We start from the raw sequence: 21,602 nt of genomic DNA on the forward strand, positions 1-21,602 counted from the left end.
CGCTCCCGGACCGGAGACGAGACGGCCCCCGCCGCTGTGACATCGCACCGGCGCCGCCCTGTCGCAGAACCGTGACAATCACCCCCCGCCCGCGCCCCACCTGCGGGTCCGTACAGCGGGCCATGATCTACACACGGCGCGTATACACGCGGCGTATACACCGTGTGTAGAGTCCTCCCCATGTCCATCGGTCACACCCTCCTGGGGCTCCTGGAGTCCGGCCCGCGCCACGGTTACGACCTGAAGCGGGCCTTCGACGAGAAGTTCGGTCACGACCGGCCGCTCCACTACGGCCAGGTCTATTCGACGATGTCCCGGCTGCTGAAGAACGGGCTCGTGGAAGTCGACGGCATCGAGGCCGGCGGCGGACCCGAGCGGAAGCGGTACGCCATCACCGACGCCGGGGTCACCGACGTCGAGCAGTGGCTGGCGACACCCGAGAAGCCGGCGGAGTACCTCCAGTCGACCTTGTACACCAAGGTCGTGCTCGCGCTGCTGACGCACCGGAACGCCGGTGACATCCTCGACGGCCAGCGCTCCGAGCACCTGCGCAGCATGCGCATCCTCACCGACCGCAAGCGCCACGGCGATCTCGCGGACCAGCTCGTCTGCGACCACGCCCTGTTCCACCTGGAGGCCGACCTGCGCTGGCTGGAACTGACCGCGGCCCGGCTCGACAAGCTCCGCGCGGAGGTGGCCAAGTGAACGCTCCCGCCGGTTCGCTGCTCACGGCCGCCGACCTCCGCAAGGCGTACGGCCCGACCGTCGCCCTCGACGGGGCCGAGTTCTCCATACACCCGGGCGAGGTCGTCGCCGTGATGGGGCCGTCCGGCTCCGGGAAGTCGACGCTGCTGCACTGCCTCGCCGGCATCGTGCCGCCCGACTCGGGCTCGATCCTCTACGCCGGGCGCGAGATGGCCACCATGAGCGACGCCGAACGCAGCGCGCTGCGGCGCAGCGAGTTCGGGTTCGTCTTCCAGTTCGGCCAGCTGGTGCCCGAACTGACCTGCGTGGAGAACGTCGCGCTGCCGCTGCGGCTGAACGGCACCTCCCGCAAGGAGGCCCACCGGGCCGCGCTGGGCTGGATGGAGAAGCTGGAGGTCGACGGCCTCGCGAAGCAGCGGCCCGGCGAGGTCTCCGGCGGCCAGGGCCAGCGGGTCGCGGTGGCCCGCTCGCTGGTGACCGGTCCCCGGGTGCTGTTCGCGGACGAGCCGACCGGCGCGCTCGACTCGCTCAACGGCGAGCGGGTGATGGAGCTGCTGACCGACGCCGCCCGCTCCACCAACGCCGCCGTCGTCCTCGTCACCCACGAGGCACGGGTGGCCGCCTACTCCGACCGCGAGATCGTCGTACGGGACGGGAAGTCCCGGGACATGGAGCGGGCGGTATGAACGTCAGGCAGTGGTGCAGGGATCTGGCCATGGGGGTCCGGTTCGCCTTCGGGGGCGGCCGGGAGGGCTGGTTCCGGGCCGCGATGACGGCGGTGGGCGTGGGCCTCGGGGTGGCGCTGCTGCTGCTGACCACGGCCCTCCCGAACGCGCTGGCCGTGCGCCACCAGCGCGACGTGGCACGGGCGGACTACACGTACGTCTTCGGCCACCCCATGAAGGCCGGCGAGAAGACGTTCGTCATCGCGGACATCGAGACGCCCTACCGCGGCAGCGACATCCGCGGCCGGGTGATCCAGCGGGAGGGCGACCAGGCGCCGGTGCCGCCCGGGCTCACCGCGTACCCCGCGCCCGGCGAGATGGCCGTCTCGCCCGCGCTGAAGCGGCTGCTCGACTCCCCCGACGGGGCGCTGCTGCGGGCCCGGCTGCCCTACCGGGTGACCGCCACCATCGCGGAGAGCGGGCTGACCGGCTCACAGGAACTCGCCTACTACGCGGGCTCCGACGACCTCGCCGCCCACATCCACCCGCCGGACGTGGCCCGGATCGACCACTTCGGCAGCCCCCGGTCGCCGGACGCGGAGTCCGACCCGGTCCTCACCCTGCTCGTGCTGCTGGTGTTCGTGGTGCTGCTGATGCCGGTCGCCGTGTTCGTCGCGGCGGCCGTCCGCTTCGGCGGCGAGCGCCGCGACCGGCGGCTGGCCGCGCTGCGGCTGGTCGGCTCCGACGGCCGGATGGTACGGCGGATCGCGGCCGGCGAGGCGATGGCGGGCGCACTGCTCGGACTCGTCCTCGGCGCCGGCTTCTTCCTCGTCGGCCGCCAGTTCGCGGGCAACGCCGAGGTGTTCGGCACCAGCGTGTTCCCGAGCTACCTCAACCCCTCGCCGCTGCTGGCCGCGCTGGTGGCGGTCGCGGTCCCGGCGGCGGCCGTGCTGGTGACCATGTTCACCCTGCGCGGGGTGGTCATCGAACCGCTCGGCGTGGTGCGGACGGCGAAGCCCAGGCCCCGTCGCCTGTGGTGGCGGCTGCTCCTCCCGGTGGCCGGTCTGGCCGCGCTCTACCCGATGATCGGGCAGGGCCGCAACGGCGGCGACTTCAACGAGTACCTGGTCACCGGTGGTGTCCTGCTGCTCCTGGTCGGCGTCACGGCCCTGCTGCCGTGGGTCGTCGAGGCGGTCGTCGCACGCCTCGGCGCGGGCGCGGTGGCCTGGCAGCTGGCCGTCCGCCGCCTCCAGCTGAGCAGCGGCACGGCGGCCCGGCTGGTCAACGGCATCGCGGTGGCGGTGGCCGGCGCGATCGCGCTCCAGATGCTCTTCTCCGGCGTCCAGGCCGACTACACCAAGCGGACCGGCAACGACCTCACCCGCGCGCAGATGTCGGTCCAGGTGCCGGCGGGCGTCCAGGTGCCCGAGGTCGCCCAGGCCATGACCGGCACCAAGGGCGTGCGGAAGGTGGTCTCGATCGCCGACGGCGAGGCAGGCGACCGGAAGAAGGACCCGAACCGGACCGCCTCGGTGAGCGTGGGCAGTTGCGCCTCGCTGCGGGAGGTCGCCACCCTGCCGTCCTGCCACGACGGCGACACCTTCGTGGTGAAGGGGTCCGACAGCGACTCCGAGACCACGAAGCTGCTGGCGGCCGGGGCGAAGCACGGCCGGACGCTGTACCTCGACCCCTCCTACAGCGGCGACGACGACGCCTCACCGAGCCCCTGGACGGTACCGGCGCAGCTGAAGCAGGCCGAGTCCCGCGAGGACCCCACCGGCTACAAGCGCGGCGGTTTCCTGCTCACCCCGGGCGCGCTGCCGCACGGTGCCAGTACGGCGGTGCGGGGTGTGGTCTACCTGTCCATCGACTCAGCGGTCCACGACGCCAACGAGTACGTGATCAACACGGCGGTCCGGATCGACCCGCTGATGCAGGCGCAGGCGCTGACCACGTTCGAGCAGGACGGCCAGTTCGGCTCCATCCGCACCGGGCTGTTCGTCGGTGCCGCCGCCGTACTGACGCTGATCGGCGCGAGTCTGCTGGTCGGCCAGCTGGAGCAGCTGCGTGAGCGCAGGAAGCTGCTGTCGGCCCTGGTCGCCTTCGGCACCCGGCGCCGCACGCTGAGCCTGTCGGTGCTGTGGCAGACCGCGATCCCGGTCGGGCTCGGCCTGCTGCTGGCCGGCGTGGTGGGGCTGACGCTCGGCACGGTGCTGCTGAAGATGGTCGGCTCCACGGTGCACGTGGACTGGCCGGGGGTGCTGGCGATGACCGGCTTCGGCGCGGCGGTCGTCCTCGCGGTGACCCTGCTCAGCCTGCCGCCGCTGCTGCGGCTGATGCGCCCCGACGGCCTGCGCACCGAGTAGCCCGCGTCAGGCACCGGCGCCGAGGACCCGGACGGGCAGTGGCCGCAGCGCCTCGCGCAACGCCGCCGCCAGCTCCCGGTACTCGGCGCCGCGCGCCGCCCCGGCGCGCGTCGCGAGGGCGACCCGGCGGCTCGGCGCGGGCTCCGCGAAGGAACCGGTGAGCAACTGCTCGCTGCGGCTGGTCTCGACCTTGACGGCGGTGTGCGGCAGCAGGGTGCAGCCGAGCCCGCCGGCGACCAGCTGGACGAGGGTGGCGAGCCCGGCGGCCGTGGTGGTCACCGCGACGTCCGCCCGACCCGCCTCCCGGCAGATGTCCAGGGCCTGGTCGCGCAGGCAGTGCCCCTCGTCCAGGAGCAGCAGGTTCAGCTCCCTGAGCGCCTCGCGGGCGATGCCGGTACGGCCGCCGAGCGGATGCCCGAGCGGTGTGACGAGCACGAAGTCCTCGTCGAACAGCGGGAGTTCGACCACCCCGGGGATGCCCAGGGGAACCGCGAGCAGCAGCAGGTCGAGCCGGCCGGCGGCGAGCCCGTCCAGGAGGCTGGCGGTCTGCTCCTCGTGCACCTGGAGGTCGAGGTCCGGATAGCGGTCGTGGACCAGTCCGAGGACCGTGGGCAGCAGATACGGCGCGACGGTGGGGATCACCCCGAGCCGCAGCGCGCCGGTGAACGGCGCCCGTACCGCCTCGGCCTCGGCCAGCAGCGCCTGCACCTCGTCCAGCACCGCCTTCGCCCGTACGGCGAGCCGCGCACCGGCGGGCGACAGCAGCACCTTGCGGGTGGTCCGCTCCAGCAGGGTGACGCCGAGCGTCTCCTCCAGGGCCGCGACCGCACCCGAGAGCGCGGGCTGGCTCATGCCCATCGCGGCTGCCGCGTCCCGGAAGTGCAGGTGCTCGGCGACCGCGGAGAAGGCGCGCAGCTGCGCCAGACTCGGCTGCCGCCGCCTGCCGCCGGCCCCGGCCCCGCCCCCGGTACCGTTCCCCAGGGAATTACCCACAGCCACTAATAGCCACCTCCGATCAACCCGACCGAGTGTAGCTATTTCAGGAATCAATGCACCTTGTGCCACGATCGGCGGCGTCCAACCCATCGGAGCCGGCCCCGCGATCCGGGGTGCTCCGCGCTGCAAGGAGAGCGTGTGCTCACTGTCGGTGACAAGTTCCCCGAGTTCGAACTGACCGCCTGCGTCTCGCTGGAGAAGGGCCGGGAGTTCGAGACGATCACCCACAAGACCTACCAGGGTTGGAAGGTGGTCTTCGCGTGGCCCAAGGACTTCACCTTCGTGTGCCCCACCGAGATCGCCGCCTTCGGCAAGCTGAACGAGGAGTTCGCCGACCGCGACGCGCAGGTCCTCGGCTTCTCCGGTGACTCCGAGTTCGTCCACCACGCCTGGCGCAAGGACCACGACGACCTGCGCGACCTGCCGTTCCCGATGATGGCCGACTCGAAGCACGAGCTGATGCGCGACCTCGGCATCGAGGGCGAGGACGGCTTCGCCAAGCGGGCGGTGTTCATCGTCGACCAGAACGACGAGATCCAGTTCTCCATGGTGACCGCGGGCTCGGTGGGCCGTAACCCCAAGGAGGTCCTGCGGGTCCTGGACGCCCTGCAGACCGACGAGCTCTGCCCGTGCAACTGGTCCAAGGGCGAGGACACCCTCGACCCGGTCGCGCTGCTGGCGGGTGAGTGACCCCGTGTCCCTCGACGCCCTCAAGTCCCGTGTCCCGGACTACGCCAAGGACCTGAAGCTCAACCTGGGTTCGGTCATCGGCAACTCGGAGCTGCCGGCGCAGCAGCTGTGGGGCACGGTCCTGGCGACCGCCATCGCCGCCCGCTCCCCGATCGTGCTGCGCGAGCTGGCACCGGAGGCGAAGGCGAACCTCACGCCCGAGGCGTACACGGCGGCGAAGGCCGCGGCAGCGGTGATGGCGATGAACAACGTCTTCTACCGCACCCGGCACCTGCTGTCCGACCACGAGTACGGGACGCTGCGCGCGGGTCTGCGGATGAACGTCCTCGCCAACCCCGGGGTCGACAAGGTCGACTTCGAGCTGTGGTCGTTCGCGGTGTCCGCGGTCAACGGCTGCGGGATGTGCCTGGACTCCCACGAGCAGGTGCTCCGCAAGGCGGGGGTCGGCCGTGAGGTGGTCCAGGAGGCGTTCAAGATCGCCTCGGTGGTCCAGGCGGTCGGCTCCGCCCTGGAGGCCGAGGCCGTGCTGGCCGAGTTCGAGTAGGCGCCGCCGCACCGACCCCGTTCACCTCTGGTGGGCGGGGTCTTCCGCGTCCCTGGGGGCTGCGCCCCCAGACCCCCCTTCGGCCTGAACGGCCTCGTCCTCAAACGCCGGACGGGCTGAATCATGTGGCTGATCACCGTCGCCCTCGCCCTCGTCAGGTACCGGACGGGGCGCATCGTGTGCATTGTGTGGCTGGTCGGCGTCGTCGGGCTCGGTGGCCCCGTACCGTTCGCGTGAGTAGTGGTGCAGGTAGCTGACCACCGTGTTCGTCACCGCCACCAGCGGTACGGCCACCACCGCGCCGCCCAGGCCCGCCACGAGGCTGCCGGCCGTGACCGAGAGGACCACGGCGAGGGGGTGGACGCGGACCGCCCGGCCCAGGATGAACGGCTGGAGGATGTGGCCCTCGATCTGCTGGACCGCGAGGACGACGGCCAGGGTCATGACCGCGGTGAAGACGCCCTGGGTGACCAGTGCCACGATCACCGCCAGCGCGCCGGAGGCGACGGCGCCCACCAGCGGGATGAAGGAGAACAGGAAGATGAAGACGGCCAGCGGCACGGCCATCGGGACATCCAGGAAGTAGATGCCGATGCCGATGAAGATGGCGTCGATGAGGGCGACCAGGACCGTGCCCCGGACGTAGGCGGTGAGCGTGCGCCAGGCGCGCGGGCCGGCGCCGGCCACGCCCTCGCGGGCGGCGGCGGGGACCAGCTTGAGGAACCACTTCCAGATGCGGTCGCCGTCGTAGAGCAGGAAGAGCGTGGAGAAGAAGACCAGCAGCAGGCCGGTCAGGGCCTCCACGACGACCTGGACGCCCTCCAGGCCGAACGACGTGATCTGGTCGGTGTTGGCGCCGATCGCCTCGCGGAGGTTCTTGGCGATCTGGTTGATCTGCTTGTCGGTGACGTGGAACGGACTCTTCAGCAGCCAGTTGCGCAGGTCGTCGATGCCGTTCTGGATCTGGTCGGAGAGCGTGTCGATGTTCTCCATGACCTGCCAGGTCACGAACCAGCCCATCAGGCCGATCACCACGAAGCCGGAGATGGCGGTGAGCGCGGTGGCGGGGCCGCGCGGCACACCGTAGCGGCGCAGCCGGGCGACGGTGGGCTGGAGCAGGGCGGTGATGAGCAGGGCGACGACGAAGGCGAACACGACCAGTTGCACGGAGCTGATGACCCGCATCAGGATCCAGACCGCGCCGGCCAGCACCAGCAGCCGCCAGCCGGCCTCGGCGGCGACCCGCACACCCCACGGGATGGCGGTCACCGGGTCGGGACGCGGCACCGGCTTCCGGACGGGCGCGGGTGCCTGCGGCTCCGGGGCCGGGGCGGGTGCCGGGACGGGTACGGCCGGAGCGGGCGGCTCCGGCGCGGCGTGCTCCCGCTCCACCTCGGCCCGCCGCTCGTCCAACCGCTCGCCCATCTCGGTCAGTCCGGCCCCGATACGGCCGAGCCACTCAGGCACGCGCGACATGATCCGCCCTCTCCCCACCACTCCCCCCTGGAGTCGTCCGCAACGACCGTACAGGGCAACAGCCCCTCCCCCTAGGACGGGGAGGGGCTGCCGAAGGTTGAGAGAAGGGTCCGCTGCAGTGAGCGCCCCGAAGGGGCGCTGGGGGTACCCCCGGCCGAAGGCTGGGGGAGGAACTGCGCGCTCAGCCACACACGACCCGCAGACTACGACGGACCGCAGCGCCGTTTGTCGGCTGACCCGGCGGAACGCCTAGTACCAGTGGTTCGCCTGCCAGAACGACCACGCCTCACACGGGCTGCCGTACCGGGAGTTCATGTAGTTGAGGCCCCACTTGATCTGCGTGGCCGGGTTGGTCTGCCAGTCGGCGCCCACGGAGGACATCTTGGAGCCGGGCAGGGCCTGGAAGAGACCGTAGGCACCGGAGGAGGCGTTGACCGCCTGGTAGTTCCAGCTGGACTCGTGGTCCACGATGTTGCTGAAGCACTGGTACTGGCCGCTGGCCACCATCTGCTGCGCCATCGCCTGGATCTGCGCCACGGTGTACGAGCTCTGGACCGGGAAGCTGGACGCGGACACGGAGGACCGGCTGGCCGCTTCCTTCGCCTCGGCGCGCTCCTTGGCCTCCTTGGCCGCCTTCTCCGCCTCGGCCTTCTTGGCCTCCGCGGTCTTGGCTGCCGCCACCCGCGCGGCCTGCTCGGCGTCCTTCTTGGCGGACGCGTCCGCCTGGATCGCCACGGCGTCGGCCTGCTGCGTCAGGGACGCGGTCTGCACCTGGGCCTGCTGGCCCGCGGGCAGATCCGCGAGGAGCGTGGCGTCGGCTGCCGTAGCCTCGGCGTCGTTGTTCGGCTGGGCAACACTGCCCGAGGCCACACCCACGACGCTTCCGACGGCGGTGACCGCGGTGGCCGAAGCCACTGCGAATCCCCGGACCGAGATCCGGCTCACACGGTTTCCTTCCAGCATCGCCCGCTTCGGTGACCCTGGCGGACGCAATCTTGCCCCTGACACAGGTCTCCTCACTACTGGGTCACGGGAGACACGGGCCCGGTGGGCAACTCCGGAAGGGAGCGCACATGGTGCTCGGGCGGCATACGACGTCGCTATGGAATTAGCAGTGATGCTTCTGTTGTTCCGTACCGCTGGGGGTACGGGTGTGTCGTATGCGGGGCCTGACAGGAGTGAGACTCTGCCGTAACCCGACGCCGGGTGGCAATTCAGAGTTGCGTGTGAAAGCTCACATCCGGTTTCTCCCTGGGGATTTCAGGAAACCGCCACGCGCGAAGGCGCCGCCCGGCTAGGCTCGGGGCCTTTGCCGGACGGCGCCAACGGGTGGACTGTCAGCCCAAGTTGGACACAGGGGCCAGATGGCTCAGATGTGCCCGTCCTCCAGCATTTCGGTCACAAGGGCGGCGATCTGGGACCTCTCGGACCGGGTAAGGGTGACATGCGCGAACAGCGGATGCCCCTTCAGCTTCTCCACGACGGCGACCACACCGTCGTAACGCCCCACTCGCAGATTGTCCCTTTGCGCCACATCGTGGGTCAGAACGACCCGCGAATTCGCGCCGATCCGGGACAGAACGGTCAGCAGGACGTTCCGTTCCAGCGACTGGGCCTCGTCCACGATCACGAACGCGTCGTGCAGGGAACGGCCGCGGATGTGGGTGAGCGGCAGCACCTCCAGCATCCCGCGGGCGGTGACCTCCTCGATGACGTCGCGGCTGGTGACCGCCGAGAGGGTGTCGAAGACCGCCTGCGCCCACGGGCTCATCTTCTCCGCCTCGGAGCCCGGCAGATAGCCCAGCTCCTGCCCGCCGACCGCGTACAGCGGCCGGAAGACCATCACCTTCTGGTGCTGCCGGCGCTCCAGGACCGCCTCCAGGCCCGCGCAGAGCGCCAGCGCGCTCTTGCCGGTGCCGGCCCGGCCGCCCATCGACACGATCCCGACGTCCGGGTCGAGCAGCAGGTCCAGCGCGATGCGCTGCTCGGCGCTGCGGCCCTTGATGCCGAACGCCTCGCGGTCGCCGCGCACCAGGCGGATGGTGCCCTCCGCGGTCACCCGGCCGAGCGCCTTGCCACGCTCCGACTGGATGGTCAGCCCGGTGTGCACCGGGAAGTCGGCGGCCTCCGGGACGTACACGTGCCCTTCCTCGAAGAGGATGTCCACCTGTTCGCCGGGCAGGGTCAGTTCGGACATCCCGGTCCAGCCGGAGGAGTCCGTGATGGCGAGTTCGGCGCGGTACTCCTCGGCGAGGAGACCGACCGACGAGGCCTTGATCCTGAGCGGCAGGTCCTTCGAGACGACGGTGACGTCGTACCCCTCGGCCTGCAGGTTGCGGGCGACCGCGAGGATGCGGGAGTCGTTGTCCCCCAGGCGGTAGCCGCTCGGCAGCACGCTGGGGTCCGAGTGGTTGAGCTCGACACGGATGGTGCCGCCGAGTTCCCCGATCGGGATGGGGGCATCGAGGCGGCCGTGCCGGACCCGGTAGTCGTCGAGCAGGCGCAGCGCCTGCCGGGCGAAGTAACCGAGTTCGGGATGGTGCCGCTTGGCCTCCAGTTCCGTGACCACGACGATCGGGAGCACTACCTCGTGCTCCTCGAAGCGGGCCATGGCGTTCGGGTCGGCCAGCAGGACGCTGGTGTCGAGAACATAGGTGCGCCGGTCGGACTTGCGGCGCGTTGTGCTGGTCACCACGGAAGGACGTACCCCCTCGGATGAGGTCGGGGAGCGACGATGGCGAGCTGGACCGGTTGACGGCCGCCCTGCACGGGCCGAAAACCGGCCCCCCGCTGCTTCTTCCGTGCCGTGACCGCACGGTCGGGCTGGTGCAAAGGGCCTCCCGGGCGGACGGCCCCGAGCCGCCCGCTGAGATCCGATGCCCGGGGTTCGGGCGTCGACCTGTCTGGCTTATGCCCTCGAACATGCGCCGCCATGCCACGGTCCGCAACGACGCGCAGGTGAACTCCGTGTTACTCGCGCCCCAATATGGGTGATTTACGCCTCATGGGTGGCGAGAGGTCATCCACCGTGACGACGTGGTCATCCAGCGTGGCGGCGGTGCCGGGGGTCGTATGCCGTGTTGACGTCCGCCGTCACGATGACGTCACCCGCCGTAGCGGCGGTGCCGGGCCGCGTAGTCGCGCAGGGCGCGCAGGAAGTCGACCTTGCGGAACGCGGGCCAGAAGACCTCGCAGAAGTAGTACTCGGAGTGGGCGGTCTGCCAGAGCATGAATCCGGACAGCCGCTGCTCTCCGCTGGTGCGGATCACCAGGTCCGGGTCGGGCTGCGCACCGGTGTAGAGGTGACGGCCGATCATGTCGACGTCGACGGCGTCGGCGAGGTCGTCCATCGCGACGCCCTTGTCGTGGGCGTCGAGGATCATCGAGCGGACGGCGTCGGCGATCTCCTGCCGGCCGCCGTAGCCGATGGCGACGTTCACCAGTATTCCGTCGACGTGCGCGGTGGCCTCCTCGGCCTCCTTCAGCGCGGTCTGCATCGGGGCGGGCAGCAGGTCGGGGGTGCCGACGTGGTGGACGCGCCAGCGGCCGTCGGCGGCGAGGGTGCGGACGACGTCCTCGATGATGCCGAGGAGCGGGACCAGCTCCTCCTTGGCGCGGTCGAAGTTGTCGGTCGACAGCAGCCAGAGGGTGACGACCTCGACGTCGGTCTCGGAGCACCAGCCGAGGAATTCCTCGATCTTCTCGGCGCCGACGCGGTGGCCGTGGACCGTGCTGGATCCCGCGGCCTTCGCCCAGCGCCGGTTGCCGTCCATGATGACGCCGATGTGCTTGGGCACCTGAGCGTGGTCCAGGTGGCCTTCCACCCGGCGTGCGTAGAGCCTGACGAGCAGGCCGCGCAGCTTGTCGCGCAGGTTCACTTGAAGTCCGCCCCTCGTGAATCGGATGCGGGAGTCCGCGTGGAGTCGCGTGGAGTCCGCGTGCTTGGGGATGCGGGAGTCCGCGGGCGGAAGCCTACCCCTCCGGGGGTTGAGCCCGTTGACGCCCCGGGGGGTGGGGGGTTGGGGCCTTCGCGTGACCGCGGGCGGGTCGTGGCTGGTCGCGCACTCCCCCGCGCCCGTTCGGGGCACGGCCCTGGGGCCGATTCAAAAGTGGGTGAAAAAACGGGCCGGTCCGTGGGGGGGGAGACGGACCGGCCCGAGGGGGGGCTTCCACCATAACCCTTCGTAAGTGATGCTGCGCGCATCAGCGCGCATCAACTACTCTCCGGAGTCATCCGGCGACGCCCCGATGGGCCCGAAACACTGGATTCGGGAGTCCAGCGTGGCCGATTCACAACGGAATCCCAGGAAAAGTAGCCGCTTACGGGGAGATCAAGAGGGTTTGAGCCGTCTTGTGGACGACTCGGCGAGTTGCTCACCCGTCCCCCCGACGGGCTACCCCGGGTGCGAACGGCGGCTTGACGGGGGCGAGTGGGGCGATACGGCACCGCGCAGCCCCCTCCACTGCGCGGTACCGCCCGCGCAGCTTTGCTCACGCGAATTGCCTTGGTCTGAACTTACGTGAGCCGATCGGGCGATACGGAGCAAATGAGGTAACGATGTGAGAAAGCTGTGAAAATGAGAGATGAACGAAGGGGTTCGCTCTTCACTTATGCGCAGATCTGCTCCATAGTGCACGAGTTGCCCGCATTGATCACCGAAGCCCCTTGATGACCCGCCTTGATCGTTTCACTCTCCGCTCGGCCGCGCGGGCGTCCGGGGGTCCCGGCGGCGGTTCTTGGCCATTCTTCGCCGCCTGGCATTGCAAGGCCGGTGCATCAGGGCCGGCGCACCGGTCTACGGGCGTCGAAGAGGTGCCGGGAGCTGTGCGCCACGAAGGGCCCCTCCGTCTCGATCCGCCGGTGCAAGGCGCGGAGTTGCGGCTCGTACGCCTCGACCGTGAACCCCGGGACCATCCACACCACCTTCCGCAGGAAGTGCACGACGGCCGCGATGTCGTGGAACTCCATCCGCAGCCGCTCCGCCCGCAGCCCGGCCACCTCCAGCCCGGCCGCCTCCGCCGCGGCGCGCTCGGCGTCGGGGTGACGGACACCGCGGACGGCCTCCGGCCGCGGGCCGAGGAAGAACTCGACGAGCTCGAAGACGCTGGCGGGCCCGACGTGCTGCGCGAAGTACGTGCCGCCCGGCCGCAGCACACGGGCGATCTCGGCCCAGTGGGCGCGCACCGGGTGCCTGCTCAGCACCAGGTCGAAGGTCCCGTCGGCGAACGGCAGCGGAGCGTCCTCGGGCGAGGCGACGACCACCACGCCGCGGGCGCCCAGCAGCGCGCTCGCCTTCGGGACGTTCGGCGGCCAGCCCTCGGTGGCGGCGAGCAGCCGGGGCCGGTCCGGGGCCGCCGTACCGAGGGCGACGTCGAACACCTCGCCGCCGCCGGTCTGGATGTCGAGCGCCGCCGCGGCCCGGGCCAGCCGCCCGCCGGCCGCCCGGGCGTACCCCCAGGAGGGGCGTGCCTCGGTGGCCCGCCCCTCGAACCAGGAGAAGTCCCATCCCTCGGTCGGCACGGCGGCGCCCTCGGCGACGAGGTCCTCGAAGGTGCGGTGTGTCTGCTGCGCGGCCATGCCCCGCATGGTCGCAGGGGGTTGTCGGTGCCCGCTGCTAATTTCGCCCACCATGACGACTGACGAGAAGTACACCGCCGGCGAGAGAGAGATCCTGCACGCGAGCCTGGACCGGCACCGGGACGCGGTCCTGTGGAAGCTGGAGGGCCTGGACGACGAACAGCTGCGGCGCCCGATGACGCCGTCGGGCACGAACCTGCTGGGGCTGGTGAAGCATCTCGCCTCGGTGGAGTACGGCTGGTTCGTCTCGTCGTTCGGCGGCGAGGTCGAGCCGCTGTGGTTCGACCCCTACACCGACGACGACCTGTCGATCGGCCCCGATGAGACCACCCGGCAGATCACCGACTTCTACGGCCGTGCGCGCGCCGCGTCCGACGCGGTGATCACCGGCCGCCCGCTGGACGCGCCGGGCCGCCCGGACTGGCGCGATCACGAGGTCTCGCTCCGCTGGGTCCTCGTCCACATGATCGAGGAGACGGCGCGGCACGCCGGGCACATGGACATCCTGCGGGAGCTGATCGACGGGGCGACGGGGGACCATCCGCGCGCCACGGGCACGGCGTGACGCAACCGGAGGCGGCGCCCCCGCCACGAGGGCGGGGACGGGGCGGGGAGCGGGGCGGGGAGCGGGGCCAGGCGGCGGGGCGGGGGCGGGGGCGGGGCGTCAAGGTGCCGTCGTAGCCGCCCCCGTGGCGTGGTCGCGCAGCACCAGCAGCACGTACCCCTCGTCCACGTCCTGCTCCCCGTCCTCGTCCTGGTCGCCGCCCCCGCCCCGGCCCTCGCCCTCGCCCCCGCCCCCGCCCTGGTACGGCACGAAGCCGTTCTTCTCCAGCAGCCGCACCGACGCGGTGTTCCCGGCGAAGGGGTCGGCGAACAGGGGCCGTACGGTCTCCTCCTGGAGGAAGAGGGCGAGGGCGCGGCTGCCGACGCCTCTCCCCCAGTAGGCCCGCCCGAGCCAGTACCCGGTGAACCGGCGCTCGCCGTCCCACCAGGCGACGATGTTCCCCGCGACCTCGCCGTCCGCGACGACGGTCCGCACCCGGCCGGTCGGGTTCCCGAGCACCCGCTCCCGCCAATGCCGGAGGAAGGCCTCGCGCGGCCGGGGCGTGAACCTCGACCGCCGGACGGCCTCCGGGTCGTGCTCGTAGGCGAGGAAGATCTCGAGGTCGGCGTCCTGCACCGGCCGCAGCCGAACGTCATCGGTCGTCATGCCGGCGAGTCTGGCACCCGCCACTGACAACGCCGGGCGGCCGGCGCTACGCCACCAGCGGCCGGACCTCCTCCGCGGTGAACCGTACGAAGCCCTCGGGATCGGGTTCGTCCGCGGTCGGCTGGAGGATGACGGTGTCGGCACCGGCCTCCACGAGCCGCTGCACGGCCTTGGCGACGGCGTCCGCGTCGCCGGCGACCCCGAGGTCGGGGACGGACTCCAGCCCCTCCGCGACGAGTTCGGCACGGAGCCGGGCGGGGCCGTCGGTCCCGGTGGCCGTCAGCAGGTACACGACCACCTTGTGCGCTTCGTCCGCGCCCCGCCCCGCGGCCAGCCGCCCCTCCTCGATGAGCCGCAGGGCCCGGCGCACCCCGTCGGGCGAGGTGGCGGAGGTGAGAACGGTCCCGTCGGCGGCGGCACCGGACAGGCGGAGGGTACGGGGTCCCTCGGCGCCGGCGAGGACCTCGACGGGGCCGGCGGGCGGCCAGTCGAGCGCGACGTCGTCCAGCCGGACGTACCGCCCGTCGACCGTGACCCGCTCCCCGCGCAGCAGCGCGCGCAGGGCGTCGAGATGCTCGCGGAGCAGGGTCAGCGGGGAGTCGGCGCGGGCGCCCACCTGGCCCATCCAGTCCTGCACACCGTGCCCGACGCCGACGATCGCGCGCCCCGGGAACATCCGGTGCAGCGCGGCGACCTCCATCGCGGTGACCGCCACGTTCCGCAACGGCACCGGCAACAGCCCCACCCCGACCCGCACCCGCTCCGACCACCCGAGCGAGGCCGCCGCCGCGGAGATCCCACCCTCCCGGAAACAGTCCTCCCACAACCACAGTTCCTCAAGCCCGACATCCTCAGCGACCTCCACGACGTCCCGCAGACGCTCGGGGGGTAGCTGGGGACGGAAGACTGCGCCGAGTGATGTCATGGGGGAGGTATTACCCGGGGACCGACTCCGTCACAACAGAATCGCGTGCCGACGGGCGGGTATCCGGGTCACGGACCGACCGAGCTGACGTCCGGTACCCGGGCCCCGGCCCGGCGGGCGAGTTCCAGTGCCTGGGGGCCGGCTCCATGGTCGTCGGCGGGGAGACCGGGGTGGTAACTCGGCCGCTGATGGATGACGTAAAGGCGGCGGGGCCCAGGTACCGCGAGCACTGCGGCAAAGCGGGGATCGCCCGCGAACCAGATCTCCCGTACCTGTGCCTTCCGTTCGGCGCCGGCACGCTTGCCGAGGCGACCGCCCCACCAGATGGAGCGCACGTGCGAGTGCATCACCATCGTCACCTGCTGGTCCGGCACCTCCGGGTTGGGGAAGTTCAACCAGGCGTAGCCCTTGCGGACACCGGGGATGTTGCCGATCCCGCTCTCCGGAGCTTCGTACATCTGCCAGGGGTACTGACGCAGGATGCGCCGCGCGCGAAACGCACCCCTCCAGTAGGCCCACTGGAGGAACGTCCGGTAGAACGCGTAGGCCATCGGGACGAAGAAGAGCCACAGAGTCCAGCTGACCGACATGCTGACGTACCACGCCAGCAGTGCCGCCCAGGCAGCAGGCCACAGGACCTGCCCGAGGGCGGCGCAGATCAGCAGCTTCGTCCAGGCCCGGCGGGTCGCCTGATCGTCCCAGGCCGTGGGATAGGTGGGCGGCATGTCAGTCCTTGTCGGGTACGTCATCGGCTACGTCCGGGAGGGGGTTCTCGAAACTGACCGTGCCGGCGATCTCCTTGAGCAGGGCACGGTAGTGCCTCGCGCGCGTGGCGGCTGCGGTGGCGATGGAGAAAATCGCGACGCGCCGGCTGTCGGGACATGGCACGTAGACCGTGGCCTGGAGCAGTTCGCACGGGGCACCGAGGTTCAGTTGCGGTGGCACGGTCGTGCGTGTCTGCACGAGCGCGGCGGAGCCGCACGGCAGATCCAGCATCTCGATGTGATCGGCGTTCTCCGCACCGGCTGCCGCACGGGCCGCGAGGACGCTGCGCGGAGCCCATCCGGTGGCCCGCTGGGCAAGCGTGAAGAGCGACAGCAGCGGACTGCCGTCCCCCTCGTCATCTGCATGCAGACCAAGGCAACAGTGCACTGTTCCTGCTTCGAGGAGCAGCCGGGCCAGCCGGAACACCGGACCGTGCCAGGCCAACGGCTCCGCCGCCGCTGCCGGTTCGCGCTCTGCGGCCGTCAGATCCCGCAGGGGGAGCGGGACGAAACCCGAAGGCAACGCGAACCAGATGTCGGCGTCCGCGTTCCTGGCCGAGGCATCGATCACGTACGAAGCGCCGGTCATGAGGCCTCGCCCGCACCGCGCAGGAGGAAGTGAAGCGCGCCCATGGTCGCCGGGACGTCGATGCCCAGGGTTCTGGGTCCGTCGAGGAGGTTGCTGACCGTCTTGGCCGCATCGTTGTCCAGGGTGTCGACGAAGCTGCTCGTCACGCCGTAGACGGCGGTGCCGGTCCCCAAGATCGTCGCGGGTTTGTCGATCTTCTCCACGATCGGGGCCAGCCTGCCGCCGAACACCCGCGAATGCGCCAGGAAGCTGGCAGCCCCGCCGGCAGCCTCGGCCTCGGACTTGATCGAGGAGCCGACCGACGTGAGTGACGTTCCGCCATTGGCTCCGGCTCTCGCCAGCCTCTGTCCGAGGGACAGCACTTCATCGCCCTCGGCCACGAGCGAAAGCAGTTCACCCGACTCCCCCACCGAGCGCAGTCCGAGGTAGGTGCCCTTGGCCACCGCCCCCAACCCCGGCAGCATCCCCAGGAAGTCCCCCGCGACGCCCAACAGGTTGCCCCAGAAGTCGACGTCCAGTTCGCCCTTGGTGAAGCCGTCCTCCAGGGATGCGAGGACCTCGGGGTCGCTGACCCGCAGGCCGAAGGCCGTTCCGCTGAGCAGGCCCGCCGCGAGGAACAGCATCCAGGGGGCGACGGCCGTGAGGCCCAGCAGCGCGATCACGCCCAGTACGGCGGCGCACGCGCTGAGGATGTCGGGGAGGTTGTCGCCCAGCCAGTCGGTGAACCTGTCCCACCCGTTCGGCTCGTGCGGCGCCAGCCGGTGTGTGGCGTCGCCGATGTGCCGGGCCCGCCTGCGGGCGGCCTCCTCGTGCTCGCCGGCGAGCGAGCGGGCACGCTTCAGCACGTCGTCCAGGTCTCCCTGCGCCGCGGTGACCTTGGCGTTCGCCTTGTGCAGGGCCGAGTCGCCCTGGCCCGCGGTCCGCTCGGCCGCGTCCACGTGGCCCCGGGCCCGCCGCACCGCCTCGCGGGCCTCCTCGGCCTCGGCGTCGAGTTTCTTCGCGCGCCGCTGGAACTCCTCCAGCTCCGTGCCCCAGAGCTCCAGTTGTCCGGCCGCCCGGTCGACGGAGTGGGCACCGTTCCTCAGGTTGAGCGGCAGCGGGCCGCCCTCCAGTTGCGCACGGAACGCGACGGCCGCGTCTCCCTCCCAGTAGCTGCCGTTCATCAGCTTCGTGACCTTGGCGTGCGCCCTCTCCATCTCCTTGGCGCAGTCGGACAGCTTGCGGTGGACGTCCCGGACCAGGTCGGTGCTGCCGGGCGCCGGGTCGAAGCCGAGATGGGGGTAGCGGCCCGCGACGGTCACCTGCCCGCGCCCCTGCTCCGCGCCTTCTCCAGGGCCTTCTCCAGGGCCACGTCCACCTCGCGGAAGTCGTCCTTCGCCTTCTGCGTGATGTCCGTGAGCTCCCCGATCTGCTCGGCGATCTCCTTCGCCCCGTAGTGCCACTCCTCCTGGAACCGGTCACAGGCCCTGTCCAGGTCGTCCGTACCGAGGCCGTCGGCACCCGGGGCGCGCAACGCCTCCTGCAAGGCGGTGAACGACTCCTGCGCCTTCTTCAAGTCCCGGAAGAACCTGTCCAGTTCCGTGCCGTCGATCTTCAGCCGGTCAGCCATGTGCATTCCCGGTGGGGCTGGTGACGGCCGGAGGCAGGGGGGCAGGACGGTTCACTGGGGTGACTCCAGGTGGGGCTAGAGGTCTCTTGCCCTGCTCAACGATCTCCGCGTGCTCGGGTGACAGGTATTCGGGCCTCGGACAGGACCTGCCGCCCACGTTGTGGATACGGTCGGTGCGAGCACCTGCGGTGCAGCCATGGAAGGGGTCGGGTGTGAGGCGCTGGCGGGACGGCCGGGGAACGTTGCTCGTGCACGGGGAGGGGGGCCGGGCGGAGGCTGTTCCGCTGGAGATCGCCACGTCCTACCGCGCCCGTACCAAGGGGCTGTTGGGGCGCGAACGCCTGGACGGCGCGATCCTGCTCTCGCCCGCCAACGGGATCCACACCTTCCGGATGCGGATGGCGATCGACGTCGCCTATCTGGACCGCCGGATGAACGTCATCGCCGTGCGCACAATGCCGCCCGGCCGCCTCGGCCGGCCCCGGCTCCGTTCCCGGCATGTGCTGGAGGCGGAGGCGGGGGCCATGGCCGGGTGGGGGATACGGACAGGTGCGCAGGTGACGGTCGCGGTGGAGTAGGGCTCGCCGCACTGCTCCTTCGGCACCCGTGTCCGCGTCCCGCTGGACGCGCCGCCTCGGCCCTACGTCAGCGGTTCAGGTCCATGACCCCGACTCCGAGCCCCGCATAGGCCCCTGGCGCGACCGTGGCCACCAGCGCCCCGTCGGGAAGCATGGGATTCGGCCGCGCGACATGTACGGCAGCTGCAACACCGAAGTCGACGTCGGTTCGGCGCAACTCGGCAACTGTCATTGCTGTCGCGTAGTCGTCATCGACGAAACGGAGGACGTCCAGCAGGACTCCGGCGTGAGCGACGATCCCCGAGCGTTCCCGCTCGGCCTCCAGGAGACACAGAACCGGCACCCACAGGCGCACGTCATCACTTGCCGCCGCCGCGTGGATGAGCCCGGAGACCTGCTTCTTCCCGCCCATCGCCAGCAAAGTGGCACTGTCGAGGACATAGTGTTCGGTGATGTTCAACGGGGTGACTCCGCCTCCGCCAGTCCGGCCCGGTGCGCGGCGGTGGCCTCCCGCATTTTGCGCCGCATATCCGCGGACTCCTCGTCGGTCACGTAGTGACCGAACCGCTCGGCAAGGAGAGCACGCGTACGCTCGGCCCGCTCCTGGATCTGCTGGGGGGTCAGAGTCTGAGCCGCTATCTCCTGCATGAGGGCACGAAGACTGGTTCCGCGCGCCTCCGCCACGGCGGCGAGTTGGTCACGGACTTCGGCAGGCACGCGGATCATGACATCGGACATGGCAAAGAGTATACGTCACGTATACGTCCCTGTGTCCTCACAGCACTCAGCTCTCCGTCCGCGGGAACGTGACCTCCACCCGGCGGTTCTTCTTTCTGCCCTCCTCCGTCGAGTTGTCCGCGATCGGGTACTGCTCGCCGTAGCCGCGTACGTCGAAGGTGATGTTCGGGTCGTTCAGGTCCTGGTCGAGGACGCCCTGTACGGCGTTGGCGCGCTGGCGGGAGAGGACGTCTCCGTGGGCCGAGGTGCCCAGGTTGTCGGTGAACCCGAAGACGCGGACCTGGGTCGGGTTCTGTTTCCTGATCTCGTCCGCGATCGCCCCGATCCGCGCCTTCGCCGCCGCGCTGAGCTTCGCGCTGTCCTTGCTGAACAGCACCTCGGCCTGGAGGGCGAACGTCACGTCCGCGTTGGTGTCCTCACGACGTTCGTCGCCGCTCTGGTCCTCCACGACCGACTTGATGTCCAGGACCTTGGGCTCGGCCAGGGTCGCGCCCTCGGGGAGCTTCAGGTCGGGGTCGGTGGGGTCGATCTTCACGGGGGCGCTCGCGGAGGGTTCCGTGCCCGGGGGGACGCTCGGGTCACCACCGTCGGCACGGGCGGTCGTCGCGCCGTAGAGGTTCGCGGCGAGGAGGAGCGTCGCGGCGCCCAGGGTCAGGGGGAGGCGTGCAGTGGTCACTTCGGCCTCACCCGGAGATCTTGATGGTGCCGCTGGAGAAAGTGGGGAGTTGGAGGGTGACTTCGGTGGTGTCGGCAGGCGGGGCGGGGAACTGCATGAAGACGGGGATGGTCTGGCCGGCGTCCACGTTCGTGATGCCGGTGCTGGTGAGCGGTCGGCCGTCCGTGTCGCGGAGCACGTAGTAGCGCTTCTTGCCCTTGGAGTCCACCAGGGTGGCCCCGCCGAGGGAGAAGCCGTGCTTGGTGATCTCCGTTTCGTCACCGCTGACCTGGGCGGGGATGACAACCGAGTCGGCACCGTCGTTCTTGATGTCCCCGTTGACGGTGACGAAGCCACCGGAGTCCCGCTGCGCGGAGGTGACCTGAAGGAGCAGGCCGTCTGTTCCCTTGAGTTCGGCCAACGGCGTCTCGGACTGGCCTTCCTGAGCACTCGGGTTCGATCCGCTGCCCTTCGAGGCGGAGGCCGACGCCTGGGGCTTGTCCGCCTTGTCGCCGCCCCCACCGCCGCAGCCGGTCGCCACGGCCAGACCGGTCGCGACCAGCAACGCGACCGTCCCCCTGCGAGCCATCGCAGTGAACCGAATGCTCATCGCACCGCTTCCTTCTTCACTCGTCGATTCGCTTGTCAGTCGGCCAGATGGACGTCGAAGAGGTCCTCGGGTCCCGGAAGGTTCGTGAGGTCGTCCGGGTCCAGAGTCCAGTTCCGGTCCTTGCAGGTGAGCTCGGGAAGTACGCCGCCCGCGCCGGACAGCGTGAACGTGCAGAGCGGTTCGATCACGGCGGTGGCGCTGGCCGTGGACTGTATGTGCTCCGTGCCGGGGACCACGGAGTCACCAACAGACCCCTTCGTCTTGGCTTCGACCCGAAAGCTCAGCGGCCCGCCGGGAGGGCAGGACGCCGTAGCCTCGTTCTGCTCGGCGAGTTGTTGCGCACGCCAGCACGAGTCGGCCACCGACACGTCGCCGTGGAAGATCGCATCCCACTTGGTCGGGTCGAGTACGTCCTGCACCCAGTCGTCCGCAAGCTCGTCACGCGTGTTCAGGGCCGCGGCGAGGGCCGCCGCGTCGGCGGCCGTCTGGGCATTGTTCCGGTTCACCGCGGCCTGGCCGACCGCGAAGTACGCGAGCGCGAGAAAGAACAGGCCTCCCACTACCGTGATGTAGATAGGGAAGGCCTGCCCCGAGTCGCCGTAACGGCGAACACGCATCACGTGATCTTGTTGATCTCCGCGGTGATCTTGGTGAGGATCGTCTGCCCGATGCTGGTGCCCGTAACGGCCAGCACGATCGCCACCACCACCGCGATGATCCCGAGATACTCGACCGCGGTCTGACCCCGGTCGTCGGCACGGCGCTGCATTGCGACAAGCATCCGCAGCATCAGGTTGCTCATGGTGCTCCCCTCCGGGTTCGGTTCCGATCCTGGCAGCGTATGGCGGAACATACCCTTCGGTGGAGGGTCCCGGGACCCAAATCCGGACCCAGTTCACCCGGT

At 70.5% G+C, this 21,602-nt stretch carries 25 protein-coding genes; 7 read left to right on the top strand and 18 right to left on the bottom strand.

The genetic code is table 11. The annotated features are described in order from the left end of the window. Positions 1-180: 180 nt before the first annotated feature. Genes AB0D74_RS39190 through AB0D74_RS39200 form a run of 3 tightly spaced genes read left to right on the top strand, consistent with a single transcriptional unit; the run spans position 181 to position 3,736 of the window. Positions 181-705 (top strand): PadR family transcriptional regulator, encoded by a 525-nt coding sequence (locus AB0D74_RS39190; protein WP_362597899.1) that lies wholly within the window; start codon positions 181-183, stop codon positions 703-705. Continuing rightward, positions 702-1,391 carry an ABC transporter ATP-binding protein gene (locus AB0D74_RS39195; RefSeq protein WP_362597902.1) on the top strand — a complete coding sequence of 230 codons (690 nt, stop codon included), beginning with the start codon at positions 702-704 and terminating at the stop codon, positions 1,389-1,391. Before AB0D74_RS39190 ends, AB0D74_RS39195 begins: the two co-directional genes overlap by 4 nt. Continuing rightward, the gene (locus AB0D74_RS39200; RefSeq protein ID WP_362597905.1) at positions 1,388-3,736 is read left to right on the top strand and encodes an FtsX-like permease family protein; all 2,349 of its coding nucleotides are present in this window, start codon (positions 1,388-1,390) and stop codon (positions 3,734-3,736) included. The genes AB0D74_RS39195 and AB0D74_RS39200 overlap by 4 nt, the downstream gene beginning before the upstream one ends. Positions 3,737-3,742: 6 nt before the next feature. On the opposite strand, the gene AB0D74_RS39205 is transcribed toward AB0D74_RS39200, so the two are convergent. Beyond that, positions 3,743-4,651 (bottom strand): LysR substrate-binding domain-containing protein, encoded by a 909-nt coding sequence (locus AB0D74_RS39205; protein WP_362598072.1) that lies wholly within the window; start codon positions 4,649-4,651, stop codon positions 3,743-3,745. A 219-nt stretch (positions 4,652-4,870) separates the two neighbouring features. Between AB0D74_RS39205 and AB0D74_RS39210 the strand changes: the two genes are divergently transcribed. Continuing rightward, positions 4,871-5,422 carry a peroxiredoxin gene (locus tag AB0D74_RS39210; RefSeq protein ID WP_362597908.1) on the top strand — a complete coding sequence of 184 codons (552 nt, stop codon included), beginning with the start codon at positions 4,871-4,873 and terminating at the stop codon, positions 5,420-5,422. 4 nt (positions 5,423-5,426) lie between these two features. Beyond that, the gene (locus tag AB0D74_RS39215) at positions 5,427-5,966 is read left to right on the top strand and encodes an alkyl hydroperoxide reductase (protein ID WP_362598075.1); all 540 of its coding nucleotides are present in this window, start codon (positions 5,427-5,429) and stop codon (positions 5,964-5,966) included. A gap of 21 nt (positions 5,967-5,987) precedes the next feature. Here the strand turns inward: AB0D74_RS39215 and AB0D74_RS39220 are convergent, their stop codons facing one another. The 5 genes from AB0D74_RS39220 to AB0D74_RS39240 all read right to left on the bottom strand — a co-directional run bounded on the left by AB0D74_RS39220 (position 5,988) and on the right by AB0D74_RS39240 (position 13,029). Continuing rightward, the gene (locus AB0D74_RS39220; RefSeq protein ID WP_362597912.1) at positions 5,988-7,442 is read right to left on the bottom strand and encodes an AI-2E family transporter; all 1,455 of its coding nucleotides are present in this window, start codon (positions 7,440-7,442) and stop codon (positions 5,988-5,990) included. 249 nt (positions 7,443-7,691) lie between these two features. After that, positions 7,692-8,387: a transglycosylase SLT domain-containing protein gene (locus tag AB0D74_RS39225; protein ID WP_362597915.1), complete on the bottom strand. Its 696-nt coding sequence runs from the start codon at positions 8,385-8,387 to the stop codon at positions 7,692-7,694. Between the two features lie 424 nt (positions 8,388-8,811). Further along, complete coding sequence (locus AB0D74_RS39230; protein WP_362597918.1) at positions 8,812-10,137, bottom strand: PhoH family protein; 1,326 nt, start codon at positions 10,135-10,137, stop codon at positions 8,812-8,814. Positions 10,138-10,546: 409 nt separating this feature from the next. Further along, positions 10,547-11,320 carry an isoprenyl transferase gene (locus AB0D74_RS39235; RefSeq protein WP_362597921.1) on the bottom strand — a complete coding sequence of 258 codons (774 nt, stop codon included), beginning with the start codon at positions 11,318-11,320 and terminating at the stop codon, positions 10,547-10,549. An 899-nt stretch (positions 11,321-12,219) separates the two neighbouring features. Then, positions 12,220-13,029 (bottom strand): class I SAM-dependent methyltransferase, encoded by an 810-nt coding sequence (locus tag AB0D74_RS39240; protein ID WP_362597924.1) that lies wholly within the window; start codon positions 13,027-13,029, stop codon positions 12,220-12,222. 43 nt (positions 13,030-13,072) lie between these two features. Here AB0D74_RS39240 and AB0D74_RS39245 point away from each other — a divergent pair, with 43 nt between their 5' ends. Continuing rightward, complete coding sequence (locus AB0D74_RS39245; protein ID WP_362597927.1) at positions 13,073-13,585, top strand: DinB family protein; 513 nt, start codon at positions 13,073-13,075, stop codon at positions 13,583-13,585. Positions 13,586-13,684: 99 nt separating this feature from the next. Here the strand turns inward: AB0D74_RS39245 and AB0D74_RS39250 are convergent, their stop codons facing one another. The 6 genes from AB0D74_RS39250 to AB0D74_RS39275 form a co-directional block, all read right to left on the bottom strand. Then, on the bottom strand, positions 13,685-14,230 hold the full coding sequence (locus AB0D74_RS39250; protein WP_362597931.1) for a GNAT family N-acetyltransferase: 546 nt from the start codon (positions 14,228-14,230) through the stop codon (positions 13,685-13,687). 46 nt (positions 14,231-14,276) lie between these two features. Next, a complete protein-coding gene (locus AB0D74_RS39255) occupies positions 14,277-15,155 on the bottom strand; it encodes an LLM class flavin-dependent oxidoreductase (protein WP_362597933.1) in 879 nt (292 codons plus the stop codon). 68 nt (positions 15,156-15,223) lie between these two features. Next, the gene (locus AB0D74_RS39260) at positions 15,224-15,880 is read right to left on the bottom strand and encodes a hypothetical protein (RefSeq protein ID WP_362597935.1); all 657 of its coding nucleotides are present in this window, start codon (positions 15,878-15,880) and stop codon (positions 15,224-15,226) included. Position 15,881: 1 nt separating this feature from the next. Next, entirely contained in the window at positions 15,882-16,508 is a 627-nt protein-coding gene (locus tag AB0D74_RS39265) for a hypothetical protein (protein ID WP_362597937.1), read from the bottom strand. Further along, a complete protein-coding gene (locus AB0D74_RS39270; RefSeq protein ID WP_362597939.1) occupies positions 16,505-17,809 on the bottom strand; it encodes a hypothetical protein in 1,305 nt (434 codons plus the stop codon). The genes AB0D74_RS39265 and AB0D74_RS39270 overlap by 4 nt, the downstream gene beginning before the upstream one ends. Continuing rightward, complete coding sequence (locus tag AB0D74_RS39275; protein ID WP_362597941.1) at positions 17,806-18,117, bottom strand: hypothetical protein; 312 nt, start codon at positions 18,115-18,117, stop codon at positions 17,806-17,808. Before AB0D74_RS39275 ends, AB0D74_RS39270 begins: the two co-directional genes overlap by 4 nt. Before the next feature lie 212 nt (positions 18,118-18,329). On the opposite strand from AB0D74_RS39275, the gene AB0D74_RS39280 reads away from it, so the two are divergent. After that, positions 18,330-18,695 carry a DUF192 domain-containing protein gene (locus AB0D74_RS39280; protein ID WP_362597943.1) on the top strand — a complete coding sequence of 122 codons (366 nt, stop codon included), beginning with the start codon at positions 18,330-18,332 and terminating at the stop codon, positions 18,693-18,695. Positions 18,696-18,762: 67 nt separating this feature from the next. On the opposite strand, the gene AB0D74_RS39285 is transcribed toward AB0D74_RS39280, so the two are convergent. From AB0D74_RS39285 to AB0D74_RS39310, 6 genes are read right to left on the bottom strand one after another with little or no spacing between them, the layout of a single operon-like run. After that, the gene (locus AB0D74_RS39285; RefSeq protein ID WP_362597945.1) at positions 18,763-19,155 is read right to left on the bottom strand and encodes a hypothetical protein; all 393 of its coding nucleotides are present in this window, start codon (positions 19,153-19,155) and stop codon (positions 18,763-18,765) included. Further along, a complete protein-coding gene (locus tag AB0D74_RS39290; RefSeq protein ID WP_362597947.1) occupies positions 19,152-19,433 on the bottom strand; it encodes an Arc family DNA-binding protein in 282 nt (93 codons plus the stop codon). Before AB0D74_RS39290 ends, AB0D74_RS39285 begins: the two co-directional genes overlap by 4 nt. Before the next feature lie 46 nt (positions 19,434-19,479). Next, positions 19,480-20,109, bottom strand: coding sequence for an OmpA family protein (locus AB0D74_RS39295; protein ID WP_362597949.1), 630 nt, complete (start codon positions 20,107-20,109; stop codon positions 19,480-19,482). A gap of 7 nt (positions 20,110-20,116) precedes the next feature. Beyond that, positions 20,117-20,698 carry a hypothetical protein gene (locus AB0D74_RS39300; RefSeq protein ID WP_362597952.1) on the bottom strand — a complete coding sequence of 194 codons (582 nt, stop codon included), beginning with the start codon at positions 20,696-20,698 and terminating at the stop codon, positions 20,117-20,119. A gap of 35 nt (positions 20,699-20,733) precedes the next feature. Next, positions 20,734-21,315, bottom strand: a complete 582-nt coding sequence (locus AB0D74_RS39305) for a pilus assembly protein TadG-related protein (RefSeq protein WP_362597955.1) — start codon at positions 21,313-21,315, stop codon at positions 20,734-20,736. After that, positions 21,315-21,500: a hypothetical protein gene (locus tag AB0D74_RS39310; protein WP_093499360.1), complete on the bottom strand. Its 186-nt coding sequence runs from the start codon at positions 21,498-21,500 to the stop codon at positions 21,315-21,317. Before AB0D74_RS39310 ends, AB0D74_RS39305 begins: the two co-directional genes overlap by 1 nt. Between the last annotated feature and the right edge of the window lie 102 nt (positions 21,501-21,602).

The organism is Streptomyces sp. NPDC048278 (assembly GCF_040652195.1).
In the GTDB taxonomy this organism is placed as follows: domain Bacteria; phylum Actinomycetota; class Actinomycetes; order Streptomycetales; family Streptomycetaceae; genus Streptomyces.

What these genes read in the sequence shown, in the direction of transcription:
- AB0D74_RS39250 (WP_362597931.1), bottom strand. Translation starts at nt 14,230, where the DNA reads ATGACGACCGATGACGTTCGGCTGCGGCCGGTGCAGGACGCCGACCTC.
- AB0D74_RS39220 (WP_362597912.1), bottom strand. Translation starts at nt 7,442, where the DNA reads ATGTCGCGCGTGCCTGAGTGGCTCGGCCGTATCGGGGCCGGACTGACC.
- AB0D74_RS39310 (WP_093499360.1), bottom strand. Translation starts at nt 21,500, where the DNA reads ATGAGCAACCTGATGCTGCGGATGCTTGTCGCAATGCAGCGCCGTGCC.
- AB0D74_RS39190 (WP_362597899.1), top strand. Translation starts at nt 181, where the DNA reads ATGTCCATCGGTCACACCCTCCTGGGGCTCCTGGAGTCCGGCCCGCGC.
- AB0D74_RS39305 (WP_362597955.1), bottom strand. Translation starts at nt 21,315, where the DNA reads ATGCGTGTTCGCCGTTACGGCGACTCGGGGCAGGCCTTCCCTATCTAC.
- AB0D74_RS39255 (WP_362597933.1), bottom strand. Translation starts at nt 15,155, where the DNA reads ATGACATCACTCGGCGCAGTCTTCCGTCCCCAGCTACCCCCCGAGCGT.
- AB0D74_RS39290 (WP_362597947.1), bottom strand. Translation starts at nt 19,433, where the DNA reads ATGTCCGATGTCATGATCCGCGTGCCTGCCGAAGTCCGTGACCAACTC.
- AB0D74_RS39300 (WP_362597952.1), bottom strand. Translation starts at nt 20,698, where the DNA reads ATGAGCATTCGGTTCACTGCGATGGCTCGCAGGGGGACGGTCGCGTTG.
- AB0D74_RS39245 (WP_362597927.1), top strand. Translation starts at nt 13,073, where the DNA reads ATGACGACTGACGAGAAGTACACCGCCGGCGAGAGAGAGATCCTGCAC.
- AB0D74_RS39240 (WP_362597924.1), bottom strand. Translation starts at nt 13,029, where the DNA reads ATGCGGGGCATGGCCGCGCAGCAGACACACCGCACCTTCGAGGACCTC.
- AB0D74_RS39260 (WP_362597935.1), bottom strand. Translation starts at nt 15,880, where the DNA reads ATGCCGCCCACCTATCCCACGGCCTGGGACGATCAGGCGACCCGCCGG.
- AB0D74_RS39200 (WP_362597905.1), top strand. Translation starts at nt 1,388, where the DNA reads ATGAACGTCAGGCAGTGGTGCAGGGATCTGGCCATGGGGGTCCGGTTC.
- AB0D74_RS39265 (WP_362597937.1), bottom strand. Translation starts at nt 16,508, where the DNA reads ATGACCGGCGCTTCGTACGTGATCGATGCCTCGGCCAGGAACGCGGAC.
- AB0D74_RS39275 (WP_362597941.1), bottom strand. Translation starts at nt 18,117, where the DNA reads ATGGCTGACCGGCTGAAGATCGACGGCACGGAACTGGACAGGTTCTTC.